Here is a 22,280-nt window from a genome sequence, read left to right as displayed (position 1 = left end):
AACGCTCAGTTGGGGCGATTGGCGGTCGCCGTGTCGTCGTCCACCGGCGGGTTTTGTTGCTCGGGCTGGCCGGCGCTGTCCTTGACCTCCTCGTACCACAGGTTGTGGTGCTGCTTGGCCCAGGTCTCGTCGACATAGCCGGTGGTCATGCCTTCCAGCGCGCCCTCGGTGCCCAGGGTGCCGATGTAGATGTGGCCCAGGGCCACGGCCATCAGGATCAGCGAGGTCACGGCGTGGAACATGTTCGCCCACTGCATGTTGTCGCGAGTCTGGCCGAACAGCGGGAAGTCGAGCACGAAGCCACTGACGATCACCAGCAGGCCCACGCTGGCGAGGATCCAGTACCAGGCCTTTTCCCCGCCATTGGCGAAGCCGGCGTCTGGGTGCTTCTTGCCGACCATGCCGCCGCCCTGCTTGAACCACTGCCAGTCGTGCTTTTTGGGCAGGTTGACGGTGAGCCACTTGGCCAGCATCAGCAACAGCAGGATGCCGAAGACCGGGCCCACGTAGTTGTGGGTCAGCTTGGTCAGTGAGACCAGGTTGGCCCAGAAGGCGTCCCCGAAGGCATGGCGGAAGAGGAACTTGCCGTACAGCAGGTTGAGGCCGGTCAGCGCCAGGACGATGAACAGCGTCGCCACGGTCCAGTGCATGGCCCGCTCCAGCGCGGTCCAGCGCAGCAGCTTGCGGCCGGTGCGTTCCGCGTCGAGGTCGTTGCGGCCGACGATCAGGTAGAAGATCACCAGGATCGCCAGCATGCTGCCCAGGGCGATGAGCCCGCCCGGGGAGATCCAGTCGTTGCGGATCTGCCGCCAGGTCTCGCCGCTGGTGTTGATCAGGCTGTAGGTGGAGTCATGACGAGTGTCGATGAAGTTCTCGCCGTTCTTGACCTCGCGCCAGGTGTCGGCGTTGATGGTGCCGACCGCCTGGTTGAGCTCCTGGTCGGGATCGGCGGCCTGCGCGGTCGATACCAGGCCGGCGGTGAGCACCGCCAGCATCAGTATCACACCGAGCACGCGCAGCCGTTGCAGGCATTGCATGAGTGTGTGCATGGGAACGCTCCTCACTTTTCAGCGCGGGTGGCGTCGTAGGCCATGTTGTCGAGATTGGCCGAGACGTCCGGGGCCGAGGCCTGTGCCTTGTCGACGGAGGACCAGCCGCCGTCCTTGTGACCGCGATAGACCACGCGCTGACGGAAGATGTCGGAGATGGTCTGGGCATCCCCGGCGAGCAGCGCCTTGGTGGAGCACATCTCGGCGCACAGCGGCAGCTTGCCCTCGGCGATGCGGTTGGCGCCGTACTTCTCGTACTCCTCTTCCTTGGTCTCGGCGGGGCCGCCGGCGCAGAAGGTGCACTTGTCCATCTTGCCGCGCTCGCCGAAGGCGTTCTGCTTGGGGAACTGCGGCGCGCCGAACGGGCAGGCGTACAGGCAGTAGCCGCAGCCGATGCAGATGTCCTTGTCGTGCAGGACGATGCCGTCATCGGTCTTGTAGAAGCAGTCGGTGGGGCAGACCGCCATGCAGGGGGCGTCGTCGCAGTGCATGCAGGCCACGGAGATCGACACTTCCGAGGGCTGGCCGTCGTCGAGCGTGACCACCCGGCGGCGCTGGATGCCCCACTCGGTCTCGTTGGCGTTCTTGCAGGCGGTGACGCAGCCGTTGCATTCGATGCAGCGTTCGGCGTCGCACAGGAATTTCATTTGAGCCATGGTGTTCTCCTCTCACCGGCGAGGCGCGTGGCCTCGCCGGTCTTTCAAGCGTCGTCGGTTCAGGCGGAGGCTTTCTCGATCCGGCACAGGGTGGCCTTGGTTTCCTGCATCTGCGTCACCCGGTCATAGCCGTAGGTGGTGGCCGTGTTGGCCGCCTCGCCGAGCACGTAGGGCCGCGCGCCTTCCGGGTACTTGTCGGCCAGGCTCTCGCCCTCGAAGACGCCGCCGAAGTGGAAGGGCATGAAGGCCACGTCGCGTGCCACCCGCGGCGTCACCAGGGCCTTGACCTTGACCTTGCCGCCTTCCGGCCCGTGGACCCAGACCGTGTCGTCGTTCTTGATGCCCAGGTCGTTGGCCTGGGCGGGGTTGATCTCGACGAACATCTCCTGCTGCAGCTCGGCGAGCCACGACATGGAGCGGGTCTCCTCGCCGCCGCCCTCGTACTCGACCAGACGCCCGGAGGTGAGGATGATCGGGAACTCCTGGCTGACGTCCTTCTCCTGGATCGAGCGGTAGAGCGTCGGCAGGCGATAGAACGAGGCCACGTCGTCCCAGGTCGGGTAGTCCTTCACCAGGTCGCGGCGGTTGGTGTAGAGCGGCTCGCGGTGCTTGGGAATCTCGTCCGGGAAGGTCCAGACGCGGCAGCGGGCCTTGGCGTTGCCGAACGGCGCGCAGCCGTGCTCGATGGCCACTCGCTGGATGCCGCCGGAGAGGTCGGTCTTCCAGTTCTTGCCGTCCGCGGCGGCCTTCTCCTCGGCGGTGAGGTCGTCCCACCAGCCCAGCTGCTTGAGCATGTCGGCGGTGAACTCGGGATAGCCGTCGTTGAGCTCGGAGCCCTTGCTGGCGACGCCGTCGGCCAGCAGGTTCTGGCCGTCGTACTCGACGCCGAAGCGGGCGCGGAAGGTGAGGCCGCCTTCCTTGACGGGCTTGCTCATGTCATAGAGCAGCGGCGTGCCAGGGTGCTTGAACTCGGCGGTGCCCCAGCAGGGCCACGGCAGGCCGTAGAACTCGCCGTCGGCGGGGCCGCCCTCGCCCTTGAGGGTGTCGAAGTTGAAGGTGTGCCAGTTCTGCTGGTGCTGGCGCAGGCGCTCCGGGCTCTGGCCGGTGTAGCCCACGGTCCACATGCCGGCGTTGATCTCGCGCAGCACGTCGTCGATGGCCGGACGGTTGTTCTCGACGGCGATGTTGCGGGTGAACTCGTCGGCGAAGCCCAGCTTCCTGGACAGCAGGTACATGATCTCGTGGTCGGGCTTGGAGTCGAACATCGGTTCGATGACCTGATCCCGCCACTGGATGGAACGGTTGGTGGCCGTCACGCTGCCGGTGTTCTCGAACTGGGTGGCCGCCGGCAGCAGGTAGACGCCGTCGGTGCGGTCGTTCATGACGGCGGCGACCGTGGGATACGGGTCGACCACCACCATCAGCTCGAGCTGGCTCATGGCCTTCTTCATTTCCGGGCCGCGGGTCTGCGAGTTGACCGCGTGGCCCCAGTAGAACATGGCCTTGAGGCTGCTGCGCTGGGCGATGTTCGCGTCGTCCTCCAGCACGCCGTCGATCCAGCGCGAGACGGTGATGCCGTTGGAGTGCATCGGCAGGTCGCCGTTGTACTCGGTCTGGTCGAAGCGGTTCTTGATCCACTCGTAGTCGACGTTCCAGACCTTGGCCCAGTGGCGCCAGGCGCCTTCGCTCAAGCCGTAGTAGCCGGGCAGCGAGTGCGACATCAGCCCCAGGTCGGTGGCACCCTGGACGTTGTCGTGACCGCGGAAGATGTTGGCACCGCCGCCGGAGACGCCGATGTTGCCCAGCGCCAGCTCGAGGATGCAGTACGCGCGGGTGTTGTTGTTGCCGGTGGTGTGCTGGGTGCCGCCCATGCACCACACCACGCAGCCGGGGCGGTTCTCGCTGATGCGCCGGGCGACGTCGCGCATGTCGGCCTCGCCCACGCCGGTGATGCGCTCGACCACGTCGGGGGTGTACTGGGCCACTTCCTGGCGCACGTCGTCCATGCCGAACACGCGCTGCTCGATGTACTGGGTGTCTTCCCAGCCGTTCTCGAAGATGTGCCAGAGCAGGCCCCAGATGTAGGCGACGTCGGAACCCGGGCGCAGCCGCACGTACTTGTCGGCCTTGGCGGCGGTACGGGTGAAGCGCGGGTCGACGACGATGACCTGGGCCTGGTTGCGCTCCTTGGCGTGCAGGATGTGCTGCATGGCCACCGGGTGCGCTTCGCTGGGGTTGGAGCCGATGAACAGGATCGCCTTGCTGAAGTGGATGTCGTTCAGCGAGTTGGTCATGGCACCGTAGCCCCAGGTATTGGCCACGCCCGCCACGGTGGTGGAGTGACAGATGCGTGCCTGGTGGTCGGTGTTGTTGGTGCCCCACAGCGCCGCCAGCTTGCGCATCAGGTAGGCCTGTTCATTGTTGAACTTGGCCGAGCCCAGCCAGTAGACGCTGTCCGGGCCGTACTGGTCGCGCAGCTCCAGCACCTTGTCGCCGATCTCGTTGATCGCCTGGTCCCACTCGAGACGCTGCCACTTGCCGCCGACGAGCTTCATCGGGTACTTGAGGCGCCGGGTGGAGTGCCCGTGCTCGCGCAGCGACGCGCCCTTGGCACAGTGTGCACCGCGGTTGATGGGGTGGTCGAAGGCGGGTTCCTGGCCGGTCCAGACGCCGTTCTGCACCTGGGCATAGACGCCGCAGCCCACCGAGCAGTGGGAGCAGATGGTGCGCTTGGTTTCGACCGGCGCCTCGGAGTAGGCGGTCTTTTCCTGGGCAGAGGCGGCTTTCATCATGCCCTGGCCCATGAAGCCGGCCGCCGCGAGGCCGCCGGTGGCCACGCCGCTGCGCTGCAGGAACTGGCGGCGGCTGATGCCCAGCCCGTCCTGGCCGGTGGGCTGGGAGGATTTTCGAGTCAATCGCATGGTGGGGTCCTCGATTCCGGTTCCGACGACCGTTCAGTCGCGCAGGGTGGCGTAGAACGCCTTGATGTGGTCGGTTTCACGGTATTTCGTTTCATGGCCGTCGGGCGTGTCCGACTCGTCCGACTGGGCCTGGGCCAGGGTGACGTGACCCACGGCCACCGCCGCGCCGGCGGTAGCCGTGCCAATGCCGATGTTGCGCAGGAAGCGACGCCGGGCGGGGCTGTTCGGCTCTTTCATGGGGCAACTCCTTGGTTCATTGCGTACCGGGTATCGCCGTTCGAGCGGCGGTGTACGGGGTTCATGAATCGCCGGCCTCGTCGTCGGACGAAGCGGCGGATGGCGAAACCATCACGACCCGGGTATCGGGGTCGAGAGGCAGCTGAGCGTTCTCGCGGGCGAGGAAGGCCTCGCCCAGCGCGCCGACGCCGGCGTAGAACGGCGACTCGACGCGGGCCAGGTCCTGCATGAAGCGCAGCGCCCAGGGGGCGAGGTGACGCTGGAAGAAGGCCGCCTGGGCGGCGTCGCCGGCGTCGATGAGCATGGCCATCACCTCGCACATCGCCGAGAAGTGGTCCTCGGGCTCCTTGACGTGCTCGGCGCGCTCGAAGCCCAGCCGGGCGAGGTCCTGGCGCAGCGCGACCAGCGGCATCTCCATCAGCGAGCCGGTCAGGTACCAGGAGGCGTAGGGCACCAGCTCGCCCTGGATGACGCCGACGAGCAGGCCGAAGTGGACGTCGTGCAGGGTCTCGACCCGGGCATGGCGAGCGGCCAGCGACAGCGAGGCCCAGTGGCGCTTGAGCGGCGAGTTCTCGTCATCCGGCTCGAGACCGGCGAGGAAGTCCAGCAGTTCGGCGTTGGGGGCCTCGCGGACCAGGCGTGCCAGCAGCCGGTAGATGTCGGCGCGCAGGGCATTGCGCTCCGCGACGTCGGTGCTCGTGTCGGTGGCGTCGGCCATGGCGAGGGACTCGGGCGTTGTCATGGTCACACCTTCAACTGAGCATTGGGGTCACGCGCCAGGTCGTGCCAGATGTCCTTGACGCGGCAGTCCTCGCACATCTCCAGGCGCTTGATGGCGTCGCCGGCGAAGTACGGGTGCGCGGCCAGCTTTTCCTTGATCGAGGCGATGGTGCTGGCGGTGGCGAAGGCCTTGCCGCAACTGATGCACTCGAAGGGGGCTTCTTCCTTGACCGTCTCGACGCGGTGGCGCGCCTCGGGCGTGGCCAGGAACCCCGGCTCGAGCTGGATGACCTGTTCCGGACAGGCGCTCTCGCACAGGCCGCACTGCACGCAGGCGCTTTCCTGGAAGTGCAGGCTCGGTGTGTCCCCGGTGGTGGAGAGTGCGCGAGTCGGGCAGACCGCCACGCAGGCCATGCACAGCGTGCAGTGGTCGGCGTCGATGGCCAGGGTGCCGAAGGGCGCGCCCTCGGGCATGGGCACTCGTGCCACGGCGGGCGTGCCGTGGTCGGCGAGGAAGTCGAGGACGGCGTTGAGCGCCTCGCGCTTGGCGGTGGGGCGCTCGCCCTCCAGGCGGCCGGCCAGCGGCGTCAGGATCGGCAGGGCATCGCGGGCGTCGGTGTCGCCGTCGGCGATCAGGGTCAGGCGGCGCGTGTCGTGGCCCAGCGCCTCGAGCATGATGCGGGCCTGGGCATACTGGTCGCGGACCAGTCGCGCCAGCGACGGCGGCAGGCCGTCGCGCAGCACCACCCGCACCTCCCCGGCGCCGCGGGCGATAGCACCCAGCCAGTGGTCGAGCCCGGCGGCGCCGATCTCCTCGAGGGGGATGTCGAGCACATGGCCCGCGGCCGTATCGGTTTCGGCGCCATGGGTTTCCTGGTCGAGGAAACGCACCACCGCCGTCTCGCCGCCCTCGGCGTGATAGGTCGCCAGCAGGCGGGCGATGTAGGCGTCCAGGCTCTCGGGGGCGGGCAGGGCGTAACGGATGGCGCCGGTGGGGCACACGCTGGTGCAGCTGCCCGCGCCGTGACAGCGGAACGGGTCGATGACGATCTCCTGCTTGAGGCTCGAGATCGCATCGGCCGGGCACACCTCGAGACAGCGGGTGCAGCCGGTCTGGCCGCGGCCGGCATGGGCGCAGAGGTCGCTGTCGATCTGGAAGTAGCGCGGCTTCTCGAAGTCGCCGACGCACTCGCGCAGCGCCGCCAGGGCATCCGCCAGGGGCATGTCCGTGCCGGCGCGCGTCCCGACACGATAGTAGCCGGGTGGCGGCAGGTCGTGTCCCAGCAGCGGCGGGGTGCCCAGGTCGAGCACGGCGTCGAAATGATCGCGGCCGATGGTCGCCCGGGCCAGCGACTCCCCGCCGTCGCGGGCGGTCAGGTGGAAGGCGCCCAGGTGGCCCTCCAGCTGCGGTGCGGCGCAGGCGACGGCATGGGCGCCGGGAATGTCGGCGACCGTGTTCTGTGCCGCGTGGCGGGTCGCGACCAGGGTGAGGCTGGCGAGTTCGCTGTCGGCGAGCGCCCGGGCGGCCGGGCCGATCGCCTCGGCCGGGCCGACGAGGGCCACGTGACCGTGGCTGGTGTAGCTCACGGTGGCGGGGGCCAGGTTGCGCGGCCAGGACACCTGTTGCAGGGCGGCCTCGCGGGCGGCGGCATTGCGGGCGTCGTCGTTCAGCGCCCGCGTATCGATGAACTGGGGCATGTCACCTCATCAGCGTGTCGGTCTTGCCACGGTCTTGTGCCTGCCACACGGGTGGCGGCGGCCCGATCTGCGTCGGGTCCGGTTATCTGGCGTTTTCCATTGCAGGCGGGGTTCCCATTCCCGCTGCAAACGAAGGGGGGACCGGGCAAGATATGGGAGTGTTTCGGGCCCGCCGGTCGTGCGTGTGGGTCAAGTTGACTCACTCGGATGCCGGACTGGGTCATTTGGTGTCTTTTCGTCACCGTCGGCAGGCGCGGCAGTTTCCCCGTCCGCGGGAGCGCGGGCATCGGTGTCGTCGGGGGACCCGGCCGGGGTCGTGTCGGCGTCGGGTGTCTCCGCGGCCGTTTCGGGGGTGGCGGGGACCGCCTGTGGCTCGGCCTGCTCGGCATCGCGGCGCAGCCACTGGCGGATGCGTTCTCCGGCTTCCGGCGCCAGGCTCTTCAGGGTCGTGTAGTCGTCGTCGTAGTCGTTGAGGCCGTCGCGCACGTTGTAGTTGCCGACCTTGAACAGGCGCCGCAGCGCGCGTCGCTTGAGCAGGTCGCCGACGCCGGGCAGCAGGAAGGCGCGGAAGTCGTCGCCGGCGCCGAGCGTGTCGGGGTCGGGCAGCTGCTCGTCCAGTGGACGCTGCGGGTCGTAGCCGGGAATCAGCGCGGCGGCACCGGTCGGGGCGGCGTCGGTTTCCTCGGTTGTCACGTCCGGCGTTGTTTCATCGGTCGGGGCGGGGTGTTCCTCGCCCTGGCTGCGCTTGCGCTGCGACCAGCGGTTCATGAAGCTCATGGCGTCACTCCTGACGCGCGCGGCCGGCACCCGCGCGCTTCTTCTTGCGTCCGGCATCGATGCGTTCGCCGTGGCGTGCCAGGTAGGCCTCGATCCAGGCATGAATCGCCGGCGGCATGGGGGCGTCGAGGACCTGCGTCTCGCCGTCCATCCAGTTGGCGGCGACCTCCTGGCTGGCGGTGACCTCGCGCGGTGTCAGGGTGTCGTCGCCGGCCTCGCAGCGCACGAACAGCCGCGGCTGACGGGACTCGAGGTTGAAGCGATAGGCCGTGCGCTCGGTGAGGAACAGCGTCAGCGGCAGCACATGCGGGCCGCGGTCGTGACAGCCCAGGGCGGTGATGTGCCAGGACCGGGACGTGAAGCCCTTGATCTCGCGGGTCCGGCAGGTCAGCTCGAGGCTGACGTGTCGCAGGTTGTCGTCGGTCGCCATGGGGGTGCTGGCCTCCTGGTTGCGGGGATCCTGTGCTGTCGGGGCTGGCGGGTTGCCGTGCGCCAACGTGCCGCAATTGCTTGCAAGCGCCGTGCCTGACGGTGCGGGAAACCCGTCGGAGCGGGCCTGTCCGGTCAGGGTAATCGTCGTTGTCCCCGGCAAGGGCGCCGGGGACAGGTCGAAGAGGGGGTCCTACGCCATGGATGGCGTAGGTAGCGCCCATGGAGGGGTCCACAGCGCCCCCTCGTAGACCTGTCGGCGGATCAGCCCTTGGCGGCACTAACCGCGAGGGCTCTGCCTGCCCGGGGATTTTGCTTGCGCAGGTCGGTGGCGCTTTGAGTATCCTGTCGGCAAACCGAAAGGAGCAACGCATGGCCACTATCGTGTTGAGCCGGGCGCGCAGGCCGACCACGGTCGAGATCACCGTGACCGATGAGTACGGCGAGCCGCGTCGCCAGGCGATCGCCGCCGAGCGGGCGCTGACCGTGTACCTGAATCGCCGCGAGATCGTCACCCTGATGACGCTGGGGGCCGAGCCGGAAGCGCTGGTGCTGGGCTACCTGCGCAATCAGGGGCTGCTGACCCGCGCCGAGGACGTCGAGGTGCTGCAGGTGGACTGGGACGTGGAGGCCGCGGCGGTGGTCACCCGGGCGCTGCCCGAGGATCTCGATGACCGGCTGGCACAGCGCACGGTGACCACCGGCTGCGGGCAGGGCACGGTGTTCGGGCGCCTGCTGGACGCCACCGACCTGAACCCGTTGCCGCGCACGCCGCTGTCACAGTCGGTGCTGTATCGCCTGCTCGAGAACCTCAAGGCGTTCAACGAGACCTACCGCAATGCAGGGGCCGTGCACGGCTGCGCGCTGTGCCGTCAGGATCGCGTGCTGGGCTTCGTCGAGGACGTGGGGCGGCACAACGCGGTGGACACCCTCGCCGGCCGGCAGTGGCTGGCGGCGCTGGGCGAGGGCCCGGCCGAGGACGCCGAGCTGGGCGAGGCGGACATCTTCTACACCACCGGGCGGCTGACCTCCGAGATGGTGCTCAAGGTGGCGCAGATGGGCATCAGCGTGCTGGTGTCGCGCTCGGGGATGACCCAGAAGGGCGTCGAGCTGGCGCGGCGCTTCGGCGTGCTGCTGGTGGCACGGGCCAAGGGGCGCCACTTCCAGGTCGTCGACGACCTGGCGCGGCTGCACCTCGACGCCATGCCGGCGCCGCGCCCGGGGGATCGTTCGCCACGTCGTGCAAGGGGCTCCGATGAGTGAGACCGCCGCCTCGCCGTTTCTGACCGTGCATCAGGTCGCCGAACTGCTGCACCTCAACGAGAAGAAGATCTACCAGCTGGCCAGCGAGGGCGCCATTCCCTCCACCAAGGTCACCGGCAAGTGGCTGTTTCCCCGGCGGCTGGTGGAGCAGTGGATCCTGGAGTCCTGCCACCACGGCGTGCTGGCGGATCGTCTGATGATCACCGGCAGCGACGACCCGCTGCTGGCGGCGCTGATCATGCGCCTCAACCAGCGCCAGCAGGCCCAGGCCTTCTACGGCTACAGCGTGACCGGTACCCAGCTGGGGCTGTCGCTGCTCTCCCAGGGGCGTGCCGATGCCTGCGGCATCCACTGGGGGCGCGCCGAGGAGAGCGAGCTGCGGCATCCGGCGCTGGTGCGCAGCCACAGCGGCTACCGCAACTGGGTGCTGGTGCGTCTGTTCCGGCGCAGCCAGGGGTTGATCATCCGTGCCGAGGACCGGCATCAGCCGCGCGACCCCTCGGGGCTGTTCGGCGCCGGCCGGCGCTGGGTGGTGCGCCAGGAGGGCGCCGGCGGGCAGCGTTTCCTGAAGGAGTGGCTGGCCGGCCATCAGCTGCGCCCCGAGCAGCTCAACACCCAGGCCATCGCCTACAGCGAGCGCGAGGCCGCGTCGCTGATCGCCCGCCACGAGGCCGACATCGGCCCGGGGACGCTGTCGGCGGCCAACGAGTTCGGCCTGGGCTTCATCCCCATCACCGAGGAGGCGTTCGACCTGGTGACGCCGCGCAACGTGTATTTCCGCTCCCTGCTGCAGCAGATGTTCGACTATCTGCATGACCCCGCCGGGCTGACCCTGGCCCAGTCGCTGGGCGGGTACGACCTGAGCGAGTGCGGCAAGCTGCTGTGGCGCGGCGACGACGTCCAGCACACCTGACCCCGGCCGTGGCGCGCCGGGTCAGTCCAGCGTCACCACCAGGCGGCCGCGCACGCGCCCGGCCAGCAGTTCGTCGGCCTGGGCAATGGCCTCGTCCAGGCCGATGGTGCGGGTGATGGCGTCCAGCGACTCGGCCGGCAGCAGCTCGCCGAGCCGGCGCCACGCCTCGATGCGCACCTCGCGCGGCTGCATCACGCTGTCGATGCCGGTCAGGGTCACCCCGCGCAGGATGAAGGGCGCCACCGTGGCGGGCAGGTCCATGCCCTGGGCGAGGCCACAGGCCGCCACCGCGCCGCCGTAGCGGGTGGCGGCCAGCACGTTGGCCAGGGTATGGCTGCCCACCGCGTCGATGGCGCCCGCCCAGCGCTCGCGGGCCAGCGGACGGCCGGGGTCGGACAGCGTGCGCCGGTCGATCAGCTCACTGGCGCCCAGCGACTTCAGGTACTCGGCCTCCTCGGGGCGACCGGTGGAGGCCACCACGGTATAGCCCAGCCGGTTCAGCAGCGTGATGGCGTAGCTGCCCACGCCGCCGCTGGCGCCGGTCACCAGGATCTCGCCGCTTTCCGGCGTCACGCCCTGGCGCTCGAGCGCCATGACCGAGAGCATCGCCGTGTAGCCGGCGGTGCCGATGGCCATGCACTGGCGGGCGTTGAAGGCGGCGGGGCGCGGGATCAGCCAGTCGCCGTTCAGCCGGGCCTTCTCGGCCAGCCCGCCCCAGTGCTTCTCGCCGACGCCCCAGCCGTTGAGGACCACCTCGTCGCCGGGGCGGTAGTCGGGGTGGCTCGACGTCTCGACGGTGCCCGCCAGGTCGATGCCCGGCACCATCGGGAACTCGCGCACCACCGGCCCCTTGCCGGTGATCGCCAGGGCGTCCTTGTAGTTGAGGGTGCTGCATTCGACCCGCACGGTCACGTCGCCGTCGGGCAGGCGGGCCTCGTCCAGCGTCTCGAGCGTGGCCTGCTGGCCGTCGTCGGTCTTGTCGATCAGGATGGCCTTGAACATGGGGTTGTCTCCTTTTAGACCGGTCGTCTAGTCGGTGGCCTGAAAAAGCGCCTAGCGGGGCAGGCCCGCCAGGAAGTGGGTGACGAAGGCGTCCAGCGGCCAGGCATCGGCTTCGAGCCGGGCACGCATGACGGCGCCTTCCCAGCCGATCCAGAAGGCCTCGGCGAGCCGCGTGCAGTCCGCCCGGGGCGACAGCTCGCCGGCGTCCTGCGCCTCCCGCAGGCAGCGGGCCAGCCGCTGCTGCCAGTCCGCGAGGGTATCGCGCAGCCACTGGCGGTAGTCGTCCGACAGCCCGCCGACCTCCTGACCGAGATTGCCCACCAGGCAGCCGCGGCGGAAGTCGTGGCGCGCCATGCCGGCCCGGGCGTCGGCGACGAAGGCCTCGATGCGGCGCAGCGGCGTCAGCTCGGGATTGGTCAGGTGGCGGTCGAGCTTGCGGGCGAAGTACTGGCCGTAGTGTTCCATGACCGCCCGGCCGAAGGCCTCCTTGCTGGAAAAGTAGTAGTAGAAGGAGCCCTTGGGCACGCCGACGCGCTTCAAGATGCCGTCGATGCCGGAGACCGCGAAGCCCTGTTCGGTGAGCACCTCGGTGCCGCTGCGGATCAGCGCGGCCCGGGTATCGGGATCATCGCGGGGCGTTCTGGGCGGCCGCCCGCGGCGGGGCGGAGATGCGGTTCGAGTCATGTCTGGAATATAGACCGGTCGTCTAGTTCGGGTCAATTCAATGCCGCGCCGGCGATGCCCTGGCATGCCGTCACATCGTCTCTTCCACCAGGGCGATCAGGTTGGCCAGCGCCGGCGAGTCGTTGCCGGTTCGCCAGGCGAACCACAGCGGCATGTCGCAGTCGTCGAGCTCGGGCAGGCGCAGAAAGCGAATGCCGGGCATCGGGTGCGCGCTGCTGGAGGCGGGGACGACGGCGATACCCAGCCCCGCGGCGACCAGGCTGAGGATGGCGATGTTGTCGGCGCCGTACTGCACCACTCGGGGATGGAAATCGAGCCGCCGGAAGTGGGCGAGCATGCGGTCGTAGTAGACCGGCGATGCCTGGCGAAAGCCCCAGACGAAATCGGCATCGCGCAGTTCGGCGAGCGTGGCCGGTGGCGAGACCGCCCAGCGGGAGGCGTCGGGCACCGCGAGAATCAGGTGGTCGCGGTGCAGCAGGCGGGTTTCCAGGCCCGGCTGGTCGGCGCCGTCGAGATAGAGAATCCCGGCGTCGAGCTGCTCCTCGCGCAGCCGGTCGAGCTGCGGTCCGGACAGCAGCGGGAAGACCTCGAAGGCGACGTTCGGATAGCGCTGGCGATAACCGGCGAGCAGCCGTGCCACCTGCGGTACCCACAAGTGGGTCACCGTCACCCCCAGGCTGACCTTGCCGACCACACCCTGGCCCAGCGCCGAGAGCCGCGACTTGATGCGATCGTGGTGGTCGAGCAGTTCCCGGGCTTCCTCGACCAGGGCGCGACCGGCCACGGTCAGCTGCATGCCCCGTGCGTGGCGGTGAAACAGCCGTGTGTCCAGCGACTCCTCGAGCAGACGAATCTGGCGCGTCAACGCCGGCTGGGCGATATGCACCCGACGGCTGGCCGCCGATACCGAGCCCGTCTCGACCACGGCGAGGAAGTGGCGAAGCTGACGAAGTTCCATGGCGGGACTCTTGCTGACAGTCATGCCGAATTGCGATGGCTGGTATCCATTATAACTATTTTTTCGATGGCCTGGCGGCGCCCATAGTGGAATGACAAGCCACAACAACCTCGCCGTGAGCGAGGGGGACACATCGACCATGAACAAGACCTATCACTGTCTGGTCGGGCTGCACTTCGCCATCTGCACCCTGGCGATGATCTGGCCCGGCGCCCTGATCGCCAACCGCATCGAGCCCACCGTGCTGGGCCTGCCGTTCCTGTTCGCCTGGTATATCCTGTGGATGCTGGTGCTGTTCGCCGGCATGTGGGTCGCCTTCGTCGTGCGGCATGGAGGCGACCGCCATGAGTGATTCCGTGATCGTGGTCGGCGTCACGCTCGCCTATCTGGCGATGGTGCTGGTGGTGGGCCTGCGCGCCCGCGGCCAGTCGAGCTCGAGCCTGGAGGGCTATGTCGCCGGCGGCCGCCATGTCGGCGTGGTGATCCTGTTCTTCATCCTCGGCGCCGAGATCTTCTCCGCCTTCGCCTTCCTCGGCACACCGGGCTGGGCCTACCAGCGCGGGGCGCCGGCGTTCTATATCCTCGCCTACCTGTCGCTGGTGCCGATCACCATCTGGGCGCTGGGCCCGCGGGTGGCCAGGCTGGGGCGCGAGCGCGGCTACCTGACCCAGGGCGACATGATCGCCGACCATTACCGCAGCAAGCCGCTGGGCATGCTGGCCGGGATCATCGGCGTGGTGGCCCTGGTGCCCTACCTGACGATCCAGATCGCCGGCGCCGGCCTGCTGTTCCAGGCCGCCACCGACGGCATGATTCCCTTCTGGCTGGGGGCGTTGCTGGCCTTCGTGGTGGTGGCCGCCTACGTGTTCTGCAGCGGCCTGAACGGCATCGGATGGACCAACCTGGTGCAGGGCGTCATGATGATCTTCATCGCCTGGTTCCTGGGGCTGGCGGTCTCGGAGCGTCTCTACGGCGGGGTCGGCGAGATGTTCGCGCAGATTCAGCAGGCCGCGCCCGAATACCTGACCCTGCCGGGGGCCACCGACATGAACTGGGGCTACTTCAGCACCGCGGTGCTGGTCAGCGCCTTCGGCGGGGCGATGTGGCCGCACCTGTTCATGAAGTTCTACTCGGCGGACAGCGGTCGGACCCTGCGCAAGGTCAGCGTCTTCTACCCGCTCTATGCCTATCTGCTGGTACCGCTGCTGCTGATCGGTTTCGCCGGCATCCTGGCCTTCGCCGACGCGCCCCTGGCGCGTGCCGACACCGTGCTGCTGCGGCTGGTCATGGACATGGCGGACTTCTCGCCCTGGGTAATCGGCCTGATGCTCTCCGGGGCGCTGGCCGCGGCGATGTCCACCGGCGCCAACCTGGCCCATACCGCAGCCATCGTGCTGGTGCGGGACGTGCTGGGCCCCACCCTGATGCAGCGGGCCGACGAGCGTGCCACGGTGACGGCGACCCGCTGGAGCGTGCTGGGCCTGTCGCTGCTGGCCTACGTCATCGCCCTGCTCAATCCCGCCTCTTTGGTCATGATCCTGCTGACCGCTTATGGAGTGATCGTGCAACTCTTCCCGATGGTGCTGGGGGCGCTGTTCTTCCCGAGCCTGCGTCGCCACAGCGTGATGGCGGGTGCCGTCGCCGGCAGCCTCGCCTTCCTGCTGTTCGATTTCGGTATCGGCTCGCCGCTGGGCTGGCACGCCGGGGTCTGGGGCATGCTCGTCAACCTGGCGGTGCTCGGCCTCTGCCAGGCGTTCACGGTGCGCTCCGTGGCCGGCCGGGCCGATGCCTGACGCATCCCTTCCTAGTCAGATGGAGAGTCTCATGAGCAATCCAGCTTCGGTCGCCACGCTGACGGCGGCCATCGATGAACAGGTCGAGCGGACCCACGAGCGCGTGCAGGGCCTTTACCGGGAGCTGCATCGCTACCCCGAGCTGCCGTTTCAGGAGCACAAAACCAGCGCCCGCCTCGCCGAGACGCTGGAGGCGCTGGGCTACGACGTGACCCGCGGCGTGGGCGGCACCGGCGTGGTGGCGATGCTGCGCAACGGCGACGGGCCGACGGTCATGCTGCGCGGTGACATGGACGCCCTGCCCATCGCCGAGCAGACCGGGCTCGACTTCGCCAGCCACGAGCGCGCCGAGACATCCGAGGGCAAGCAGGTGCCGGTGATGCATGCCTGCGGCCATGACCTGCACAGCAGCTGCCTGGTGGGCGCCGCGGCGGTGCTGGCGGAACTGCGCGAGCGCTGGCGCGGGACCCTGATGCTGGTCTGCCAGCCGGCCGAGGAGGTCTTCGGCGGCGCCCGGGCGATGCTCGACGACGGCCTCTACACGCGCTTCGCGCGGCCCGACATCGTGCTCGGCCAGCACAACATGCCGGCCCTGGCCGGCACGGTGGGTCACATTCCCGGCCAGGCGATGGCGGCCGCCACCACCCTGGGGGTGACCGTCCACGGCGCCGGGGGGCATGGTTCGATGCCGGCGCAGACCGTCGACCCGGTGGTGATCGCCGCGCACATTGTCACCCGGCTGCAGACCATCGTCGCCCGCGAGGTGCCGCCGGAGCAGACCGTGGTGGTCACGGTGGGCAAGCTGCAGGCCGGCACCCAGGGCAACATCATTCCCCACAGCGCCGAGCTGGAGATCAACGTGCGCAGCTTCGACGATGCCCTGCACCAGCAGGTGCTGGAATCGATCCGGCGCATCATCCGTGCCGAGTGCGAGGCGGGTCGCTCGCCCAGGGAGCCGGAGTTCCGGGTGCTCTCGGAGACCATCACCCTGAACAACGACCCGGACGGCGTGGCGCAGTTGCAGCGGGCGCATGCCGCGCAGTTCGGCGAGGCTCAGGTGTTCGCCATGCCGCGCCTGAACGGCAGCGAGGACTTTCCCTACTTCGGCACCGCCGCGGCGGGCGGCTTCGGCGGCGAGGACATCCCCTACGTCTACTGGTTCATCGGCGCCACCCCCGAGGAGCGCTGGCAGGCCACGCCGGGCCAGAGCGTGGCGGAAAAGATGCGCCATCTGGAGATGCCGCACTCGCCCTACTACTTTCCGGGCAATCCCGTGACCCTGCGCACCGGCATCGAAGCCCTGGCGAGCGGGGCACTGGCCTGGCTGACGGCCGACTGAGCACGGCGGGCGGTTCTCGCCCGACCTTCGCGGGGCGTTCCTGCCGGGTGGCTTGCAGCCCGGATTCGCCCCGCTCCAGCACTACCTGATTGTTGCCGACCTGCCTCTGCCGGGGCAGGCCCGGCGGCGTGCGTCCGGTCGCCACGCCGACCCCGCGAGATCGACTACAACGACAACACTACACGAGGTCATCATGATCCCTTTTACCCGTATCCTGGCAGGCAGTGCCCTGTTGTTGAGCCTGGCGCCCACCTTGGCTGTCGCCAGCGGGTTTTTCGCCGACGGCCAGACACAGCTGCAGTACCGTCAGTACTACTGGAACGAGGACCCGGACGGGGGTGTCGGTCCGACCCGCGACGAGTGGGTCGAGGCGCTGCTGCTCGACTATCGGTCGGGCTATTATCGCGACACGCTGGGTCTCGATCTCGGCTATGCCGCCGCCGACGCCCTGCATGTGGGCGACGAGGCCGACAACATCAGCAACCTCTCCGCCGACGGCGACGTCCAGGACCCGGATCCCATCGCCAAGCCGATCACCGCCTATCTCAAGCTGCGCTTCGGCGATGACGGCAATCGGCTGCATATGGGCTGGGGCAAGAAGGTGCGTGACTATCACCTCTACGCCGACAACACCACCCGCATCCTGCCGGCCGCCTCGATCGGCTACGATATTGCCTACGACTATCGCGATCTCAAACTCTATGCGGCACGCATCGAGCGTTTCAGCCGGCGCGACGAATCGGGCTGGGGCGATGACCTGCATACCATCGACGGCCAGACCATCGACAGCGTGGACCTGGCCGGGCTGAGCTACGTGCTGCCGGGCGAGGTCCGGCTCGATGCCGAGTACTTGACCGCCCACGATTATCTCGACGAGTCCTTCCTCGGGCTGAGCCGCGACTTCTCGCTGCCCGGAGACTCGACGCTGGCGGTCGGACTGAAATACGGCGCCCAGCGTGATGGCGGCAACCTGTTCGAGACCCGGGCCGTGCCCGGTCGCTACCCGGCGGAGGCGTCGCACGATGCCCGTTACACGGAGCTGGCCGCCACCTGGCGGCGCCATGGCGGCTATCTGGGGCTCGCCTACAACAAGGTGAGCGGCGACAACTACGATCGCCTGCTGTTCGCCGGGGACTACGGCAGCTGGGACAGCGCTGCCAACAACTTCTACTGGTTCGGGCTTCAAGGCGAGGCGATGTGGAAGCTCAGCGCCGGCCTCGATCTGGCCGCGCTGGGTCTCGACGGGTTGCGCTGGGACGGCCACTACGCCGCCTCCGGCTCGGCCGATGGCTATCGGGACTTCTCGCGCCGCGAGTTCCTGAGCCTGTTGAAGTATCGTTTCTCGGGGCCGCTGGATGGCCTGTCGCTGGCCTGGCTGCACGTCGACTTCAAGACGCAGGGCCAGCCGGCCTCGGGCGACGGCAGGGCGCTGACCTATGCGCCTCCGGCGGGATTCATCACCCACGATGCCGACCGGCTCTATCTGACATATTCCTATAATTTCTGAACAGAGCGGCCGCGCCTCGGCATTCCATCGCAGACGAGGTGTTTCACTTGGCACATTGGATCTACTGGCTGGACCTGTCCGGGGTGGCGGTATTCGCGCTGTCGGGGGTGATCCTCGCCAGCCGCACCCGCATGGACCCGTTCGGCATGCTGGTGCTGGCGGCGGTGACCGGCATCGGCGGCGGCACGCTGCGCGATCTTCTGCTCGGCGTGCGGCCGGTATTCTGGGTCACCGCCCCCAGCTATCTGTGGGTGATCGCCGCCACCGTGGCGCTGTCGCTGGTCGGCCTGCGCCACGTTCACCGGCTCTCGCAGGCCGTCCTGCCGGTGCTCGATGCCTTCGGCCTGGCGCTGTTCACGGCGATCGGCACCCACAAGGCCCTGGTGCTGGGGCATGGCGGCAGCGTGGCCGTGCTGATGGGCATGCTGACCGGGGTGGCCGGCGGCATCCTGCGCGACGTGCTGGCCCGCCGCGTGCCGCTGGTGCTGCGCCAGGAGATCTACGCCACCGCCTCGATGGCCGGGGCCACCGCCTATGTGGTGCTGTTCCGGCTGCCGCTGCCCGCCGGGGTGGCCATGCTGGCATGCATCGGCATCACGCTGGCGCTGCGGCTGGCCGCCATCCGCTGGCACCTGGCGCTGCCGGTGTTTCCCTGATCCCGCCTGACGCCTGACGCCTGACGCCTGACGCCTGACGCCTGACGCCTGACGCCTGACGCCTGACGCCTGACGCCTGACGCCTGACGCCTGACGCCTGACGCCTGACGCCGCCTGCCCGGTTCACGGGTAACGTCCGCTGCGGCGGTTTTCCACCATCACCTCGAGAATCGCGTTGGCCTCCTGCATGATCGGGCCGGGCGCCTCGTTGCGGCGCCGACTGCAGAGAATCGGGATGGTGATGTGCTCGTCCGCCAGGGGGGTATAGGCGACCCCGTCGCGCTGAAGGCGTCGCACCTGCTCGGGCACCAGGGTGATGCCGAAGCCCGAGGCGACCAGGCCGAGCGTGGTCTGCAGCTCGTTGGCCTCCTGCGCGACGTCGATCTTCAGGCCGCGGCGACGGTACATGCCCAGCACGATGTCGGCCAGGCTGGGGCGCGGCGCGGCCGGGAACAGCACGTGCGGGTACTCGGCCAGTTCGGCGAGGGTCGGGCGCGTGCCCTCCAGGGGATGCCCCGAGGGCATGGCGACGATCATCGGCTCGTCGAAGAGCACCTCCTGGACCACCTCCGGGTCGTCGATGCGCAGGCGGCCGAAGCCGATGTCGATGCGGCCCGCCTTGAGCGCCTGGACCTGCTGCACGGTGGTCAGCTCGGCCAGTGTCAACTCGATGTCATCCTTTTGTCGTAATTGCCGGACCAGCAGGGGGAGCTGGCCATAGAACACCGAGGGCACGAAGCCGATGCCGAAGAGCTCGCGGTGGTGGCGGGCGAGGCGCCGGGTGCCGGCCACCGCCGTGTCGAGTTTTTCCAGTATCTGCAGGGTATGCTCGAGGAAGAACTGTCCGGCCGGGGTCAGGGCCATGCCACGCGTGCTCCGGGAGAACAGCTTGGCCCCCACTTCCTCTTCCAACTGGTTGATTTGTCGGGTCAATGGCGGCTGTGACATGTGCAGGCGACGCGCCGCCCGGGTCAGGTTGAGCTCCTCGGCGACGACCCGGAAGTAGCGGAGATGGCGCAGTTCCATGATACCTCCTGGGTATGGCTGGTGACCCAAACAATATTGGTCGGAGTTCACGCCGGCAAGCAAACTTTCACATATTCCATGCATCCAGCCTTTCGGGAGCTGCCATGTCCGCCGTCGTCGAGTCCATCGAGACCCTGCTGGTCGATCTGCCGACCATCCGCCCCCACAAGCTGTCCATGACCACCATGGCCTGCCAGACCATGGTCATCGTGCGGATGCGTCACAGCGACGGCCTCGAGGGACTCGGCGAGGGCACCACCATCGGCGGGCTGGCCTACGGGCCGGAAAGCCCCGAGAGCATCAAGTGCAACATCGACACCTACCTGGCGCCGCTGCTGATCGGCCAGCCGTCGAACAGCATCAATGCGCTGCGGGCGCGGATGAACCGCCATGTGCGCGGCAACGCCATCGCCAAGTCGGCGCTGGAGACCGCGCTGCTGGACGCCCAGGGCAAGCGCCTGGGGCTGTCGGTGGCCGAACTGCTCGGCGGCGCGCGCCAGACCCACCTGCCGGTGCTGTGGACCCTGGCCAGCGGCGACACCGCCCGGGATATCGACGAGGCCTTCCAGCGGCTCGACGAGCGTCGCCACGGTGATTTCAAGCTCAAGATCGGCGCCCGCCCGGTGGACGAGGACGTCGCCCATGTGGCCGCTATCAAGGCCGCCCTGGGGGATCGCGCCAGTGTCCGGGTCGACGTCAACCAGGCCTGGGATGAAGGCACGGCGGTGCGCGGTATCGCCGCGCTCCAGGATGCCGGCATCGCGCTGATCGAGCAGCCCATCGACGCCCGCAACCACGCCGGCCTGGTGCGACTGGCCGAGCGCTTCCGGGTACCGATGCTCGCCGACGAGGCGGTGGCCGATGCCCGCGACGGCTATGAGCTGGCCGCGCGAGGCTTCAGCGGTGCCGTCGCGCTGAAGATCGCCAAGGCCGGCGGGCCGCTGGGCGCGCTGGAGCTGGCCGGGCTGGCGCGCACCGTCGGCATGGGACTCTACGGCGGCACCCTGCTCGAGGGCACCGTGGGTACCGCCGCCGCCCTGCATGCCTGGGCGACGCTGCCCGAGCTGGCCTGGGGCAGCGAGATGTTCGGCCCGCTGCTGCTGACCGACGACATCGTCGCCGAGCCCCTGGACTACCGCGACTTCGGGGTCGCGCTGCCCGCCGGCCCGGGGCTTGGCATCACGCTGGATGAGGACAAGCTCGCGCACTATTCGCGCAAGCACTGAGACGCGTACGCGCCGAGGAGGAGAACGACATGCTGTTTCAGGTGGAAATGACCGTCAAGCTGCCGCCCGACATGCCGGCCGACCAGGCCGCCGAGATCAAGGCGACCGAGAAGGCCTATTCGCAGGACCTGCAGCGCCAGGGCAAGTGGCGCCACCTGTGGCGGGTCGCGGGCAGCTACTCGAACGTCAGCATCTTCGATGTCGAGGACAACGCCGAGCTGCAGGAGCTGGTTTCCAGCCTGCCGCTGTTCCCCTACATGGAGATCGCCGTCAAGCCGCTGTGCCGGCATCCGTCGTCCGTCCGCGACGGCGACGCCTGACGCCGCATCACGCCCGTTCACGCACTGAAGAGCACGATAACAACACGAGGCCAAGACCATGACCGTCAAGATCTTCGACACCCCCGAAGTCCAGGATTTCCTCAAGACCGTCAGCGGGTTCGACCAGTCCGGTGGCGACGAGCGCGCCAAGCAGATCATGCACCGTCTGCTCTCCGACCTGTACAAGCTGATCGACGACTTCGACGTCACCCCCGAGGAGTACTGGTCCGCCGTCAGCCTGCTCAACGCGCTGGGTGGCCAGACCCAGTTCGGCCTGCTGTCGCCGGGGCTCGGTTTCGACCACTACCTGGACATGCGCCAGGACGCCATCGACGCCGAGGCCAGGCGAGTCGGCGGCACCCCGCGCACCATCGAGGGCCCGCTCTACGTGGCCGGGGCGCCGGAAGCCGAGGGCTTCGCGCGCATGGACGACGGCCGGGACACCGACGGCGAGACCCTATGGCTGACCGGCCAGGTGCGCGATGTCGACGGCAACCCGATCGCCGGGGCCAGGGTCGAGATCTGGCATGCCGACTCCAAGGGCGGCTACTCGTTCTTCGATCCGACCCAGAGCGAGTACAACCTGCGCCGCACCATCGTGACCGACGCCGAGGGCCGCTACACCGCGCGCAGCATCGTCCCCTCCGGCTACGGGGTGCCGGAGGGTAGCCCCACCGATCAGGTGCTCAAGCTGCTCGGCCGCCACGGCGAGCGTCCGGCGCACATCCACTACTTCATCTCGGCACCGGGCCACCAGCACCTGACCACCCAGATCAACCTGGCCGGCGACCCCTACACCTTCGACGACTTCGCCTACGCGACGCGCGAGGAGCTGGTGATTCCGGCCAACCGCATCGAGGACGCCGACGAGATCGCCAGGCGCGAGCTGGACGGCCCGTTCTCCGAGGTGACCTTCGATATCGTGCTGACGGCGACCGACGACCCTGAGCTCCAGCATCGTCACGCGCGTCCGCGTGCCAAGGAAGACGAGCAGGACAAGGCCAGCCAGCTGGCCGGTACCGCCAAGGTCTGAGGCCCAGCGCCTCCGCTACTTCCCGACGACCGGGAAGGCCCTGCCGCCAGGGCCTTCCCCCGACAACCATCGA

22 protein-coding genes are annotated in these 22,280 nt (G+C 68.6%); 10 read left to right on the top strand and 12 right to left on the bottom strand.

The features are described from left to right. Nucleotides 1–5: 5 nt before the first annotated feature. The 8 genes from ACTCB7_RS05265 to ACTCB7_RS05230 form a co-directional block, all read right to left on the bottom strand. Nucleotides 6–1,049 carry a formate dehydrogenase subunit gamma gene (locus ACTCB7_RS05265; RefSeq protein ID WP_463005814.1) on the bottom strand — a complete coding sequence of 348 codons (1,044 nt, stop codon included), beginning with the start codon at nucleotides 1,047–1,049 and terminating at the stop codon, nucleotides 6–8. Between the two features lie 11 nt (nucleotides 1,050–1,060). Then, a complete protein-coding gene (fdh3B, locus tag ACTCB7_RS05260) occupies nucleotides 1,061–1,705 on the bottom strand; it encodes a formate dehydrogenase FDH3 subunit beta (RefSeq protein WP_163650277.1) in 645 nt (214 codons plus the stop codon). Between the two features lie 59 nt (nucleotides 1,706–1,764). After that, entirely contained in the window at nucleotides 1,765–4,626 is a 2,862-nt protein-coding gene (locus tag ACTCB7_RS05255; RefSeq protein WP_463005813.1) for a formate dehydrogenase subunit alpha, read from the bottom strand. A 33-nt stretch (nucleotides 4,627–4,659) separates the two neighbouring features. Then, nucleotides 4,660–4,863 carry a twin-arginine translocation pathway signal gene (locus ACTCB7_RS05250; RefSeq protein WP_463005812.1) on the bottom strand — a complete coding sequence of 68 codons (204 nt, stop codon included), beginning with the start codon at nucleotides 4,861–4,863 and terminating at the stop codon, nucleotides 4,660–4,662. 61 nt (nucleotides 4,864–4,924) lie between these two features. Beyond that, a complete protein-coding gene (locus ACTCB7_RS05245) occupies nucleotides 4,925–5,605 on the bottom strand; it encodes a TorD/DmsD family molecular chaperone (protein WP_463005811.1) in 681 nt (226 codons plus the stop codon). 2 nt (nucleotides 5,606–5,607) lie between these two features. Beyond that, entirely contained in the window at nucleotides 5,608–7,281 is a 1,674-nt protein-coding gene (locus tag ACTCB7_RS05240; protein WP_463005810.1) for a 4Fe-4S binding protein, read from the bottom strand. 189 nt (nucleotides 7,282–7,470) lie between these two features. Then, nucleotides 7,471–8,058: a DUF3306 domain-containing protein gene (locus ACTCB7_RS05235; RefSeq protein WP_463005809.1), complete on the bottom strand. Its 588-nt coding sequence runs from the start codon at nucleotides 8,056–8,058 to the stop codon at nucleotides 7,471–7,473. Between the two features lie 4 nt (nucleotides 8,059–8,062). Continuing rightward, the gene (locus ACTCB7_RS05230) at nucleotides 8,063–8,488 is read right to left on the bottom strand and encodes a DUF3305 domain-containing protein (RefSeq protein ID WP_163650282.1); all 426 of its coding nucleotides are present in this window, start codon (nucleotides 8,486–8,488) and stop codon (nucleotides 8,063–8,065) included. 371 nt (nucleotides 8,489–8,859) lie between these two features. Between ACTCB7_RS05230 and ACTCB7_RS05225 the strand changes: the two genes are divergently transcribed. Further along, nucleotides 8,860–9,750: a formate dehydrogenase accessory sulfurtransferase FdhD gene (locus ACTCB7_RS05225; RefSeq protein WP_463005808.1), complete on the top strand. Its 891-nt coding sequence runs from the start codon at nucleotides 8,860–8,862 to the stop codon at nucleotides 9,748–9,750. Next, nucleotides 9,743–10,663, top strand: coding sequence for a helix-turn-helix transcriptional regulator (locus ACTCB7_RS05220; protein WP_224415605.1), 921 nt, complete (start codon nucleotides 9,743–9,745; stop codon nucleotides 10,661–10,663). The genes ACTCB7_RS05225 and ACTCB7_RS05220 overlap by 8 nt, the downstream gene beginning before the upstream one ends. A 21-nt stretch (nucleotides 10,664–10,684) precedes the next feature. On the opposite strand, the gene acuI is transcribed toward ACTCB7_RS05220, so the two are convergent. The 3 genes from acuI to ACTCB7_RS05205 all read right to left on the bottom strand — a co-directional run bounded on the left by acuI (nucleotide 10,685) and on the right by ACTCB7_RS05205 (nucleotide 13,307). Continuing rightward, on the bottom strand, nucleotides 10,685–11,665 hold the full coding sequence (acuI, locus tag ACTCB7_RS05215; RefSeq protein ID WP_224415604.1) for an acrylyl-CoA reductase (NADPH): 981 nt from the start codon (nucleotides 11,663–11,665) through the stop codon (nucleotides 10,685–10,687). Between the two features lie 51 nt (nucleotides 11,666–11,716). Continuing rightward, nucleotides 11,717–12,349, bottom strand: a complete 633-nt coding sequence (gene acuR, locus ACTCB7_RS05210) for an acrylate utilization transcriptional regulator AcuR (protein ID WP_463005807.1) — start codon at nucleotides 12,347–12,349, stop codon at nucleotides 11,717–11,719. Nucleotides 12,350–12,419: 70 nt separating this feature from the next. Further along, a complete protein-coding gene (locus ACTCB7_RS05205; RefSeq protein WP_463005806.1) occupies nucleotides 12,420–13,307 on the bottom strand; it encodes a LysR family transcriptional regulator in 888 nt (295 codons plus the stop codon). Between the two features lie 139 nt (nucleotides 13,308–13,446). Here ACTCB7_RS05205 and ACTCB7_RS05200 point away from each other — a divergent pair, with 139 nt between their 5' ends. The 5 genes from ACTCB7_RS05200 to ACTCB7_RS05180 all read left to right on the top strand — a co-directional run bounded on the left by ACTCB7_RS05200 (nucleotide 13,447) and on the right by ACTCB7_RS05180 (nucleotide 18,602). Beyond that, nucleotides 13,447–13,659, top strand: coding sequence for a hypothetical protein (locus ACTCB7_RS05200; protein WP_463005805.1), 213 nt, complete (start codon nucleotides 13,447–13,449; stop codon nucleotides 13,657–13,659). Then, nucleotides 13,652–15,100 (top strand): sodium:solute symporter family protein, encoded by a 1,449-nt coding sequence (locus ACTCB7_RS05195; RefSeq protein WP_463005804.1) that lies wholly within the window; start codon nucleotides 13,652–13,654, stop codon nucleotides 15,098–15,100. The genes ACTCB7_RS05200 and ACTCB7_RS05195 overlap by 8 nt, the downstream gene beginning before the upstream one ends. A gap of 31 nt (nucleotides 15,101–15,131) precedes the next feature. Further along, nucleotides 15,132–16,439 (top strand): amidohydrolase, encoded by a 1,308-nt coding sequence (locus ACTCB7_RS05190; RefSeq protein ID WP_463005803.1) that lies wholly within the window; start codon nucleotides 15,132–15,134, stop codon nucleotides 16,437–16,439. 193 nt (nucleotides 16,440–16,632) lie between these two features. After that, a complete protein-coding gene (locus tag ACTCB7_RS05185; RefSeq protein ID WP_463005802.1) occupies nucleotides 16,633–17,946 on the top strand; it encodes an OprD family outer membrane porin in 1,314 nt (437 codons plus the stop codon). A gap of 38 nt (nucleotides 17,947–17,984) precedes the next feature. After that, on the top strand, nucleotides 17,985–18,602 hold the full coding sequence (locus ACTCB7_RS05180) for a trimeric intracellular cation channel family protein (RefSeq protein ID WP_463005801.1): 618 nt from the start codon (nucleotides 17,985–17,987) through the stop codon (nucleotides 18,600–18,602). Nucleotides 18,603–18,725: 123 nt separating this feature from the next. Here ACTCB7_RS05180 and ACTCB7_RS05175 read toward each other — a convergent pair whose 3' ends face one another. Beyond that, nucleotides 18,726–19,628, bottom strand: a complete 903-nt coding sequence (locus ACTCB7_RS05175) for a LysR family transcriptional regulator (RefSeq protein WP_463005800.1) — start codon at nucleotides 19,626–19,628, stop codon at nucleotides 18,726–18,728. A 104-nt stretch (nucleotides 19,629–19,732) separates the two neighbouring features. Here ACTCB7_RS05175 and ACTCB7_RS05170 point away from each other — a divergent pair, with 104 nt between their 5' ends. Genes ACTCB7_RS05170 through catA form a run of 3 tightly spaced genes read left to right on the top strand, consistent with a single transcriptional unit; the run spans nucleotide 19,733 to nucleotide 22,207 of the window. Next, the gene (locus ACTCB7_RS05170; RefSeq protein ID WP_463005799.1) at nucleotides 19,733–20,854 is read left to right on the top strand and encodes a muconate cycloisomerase family protein; all 1,122 of its coding nucleotides are present in this window, start codon (nucleotides 19,733–19,735) and stop codon (nucleotides 20,852–20,854) included. 29 nt (nucleotides 20,855–20,883) lie between these two features. After that, nucleotides 20,884–21,174 (top strand): muconolactone Delta-isomerase, encoded by a 291-nt coding sequence (catC, locus tag ACTCB7_RS05165; RefSeq protein WP_224415594.1) that lies wholly within the window; start codon nucleotides 20,884–20,886, stop codon nucleotides 21,172–21,174. A gap of 58 nt (nucleotides 21,175–21,232) precedes the next feature. Further along, nucleotides 21,233–22,207, top strand: coding sequence for a catechol 1,2-dioxygenase (gene catA / locus ACTCB7_RS05160; RefSeq protein ID WP_463005798.1), 975 nt, complete (start codon nucleotides 21,233–21,235; stop codon nucleotides 22,205–22,207). The last annotated feature ends 73 nt before the right edge of the window (nucleotides 22,208–22,280 follow it).

Source organism: Modicisalibacter sp. (genome assembly GCF_055145905.1).
The sequence above is the reverse complement of the archived record's forward strand: the minus strand, read 5'-3'. Positions and strand labels throughout refer to the sequence as shown.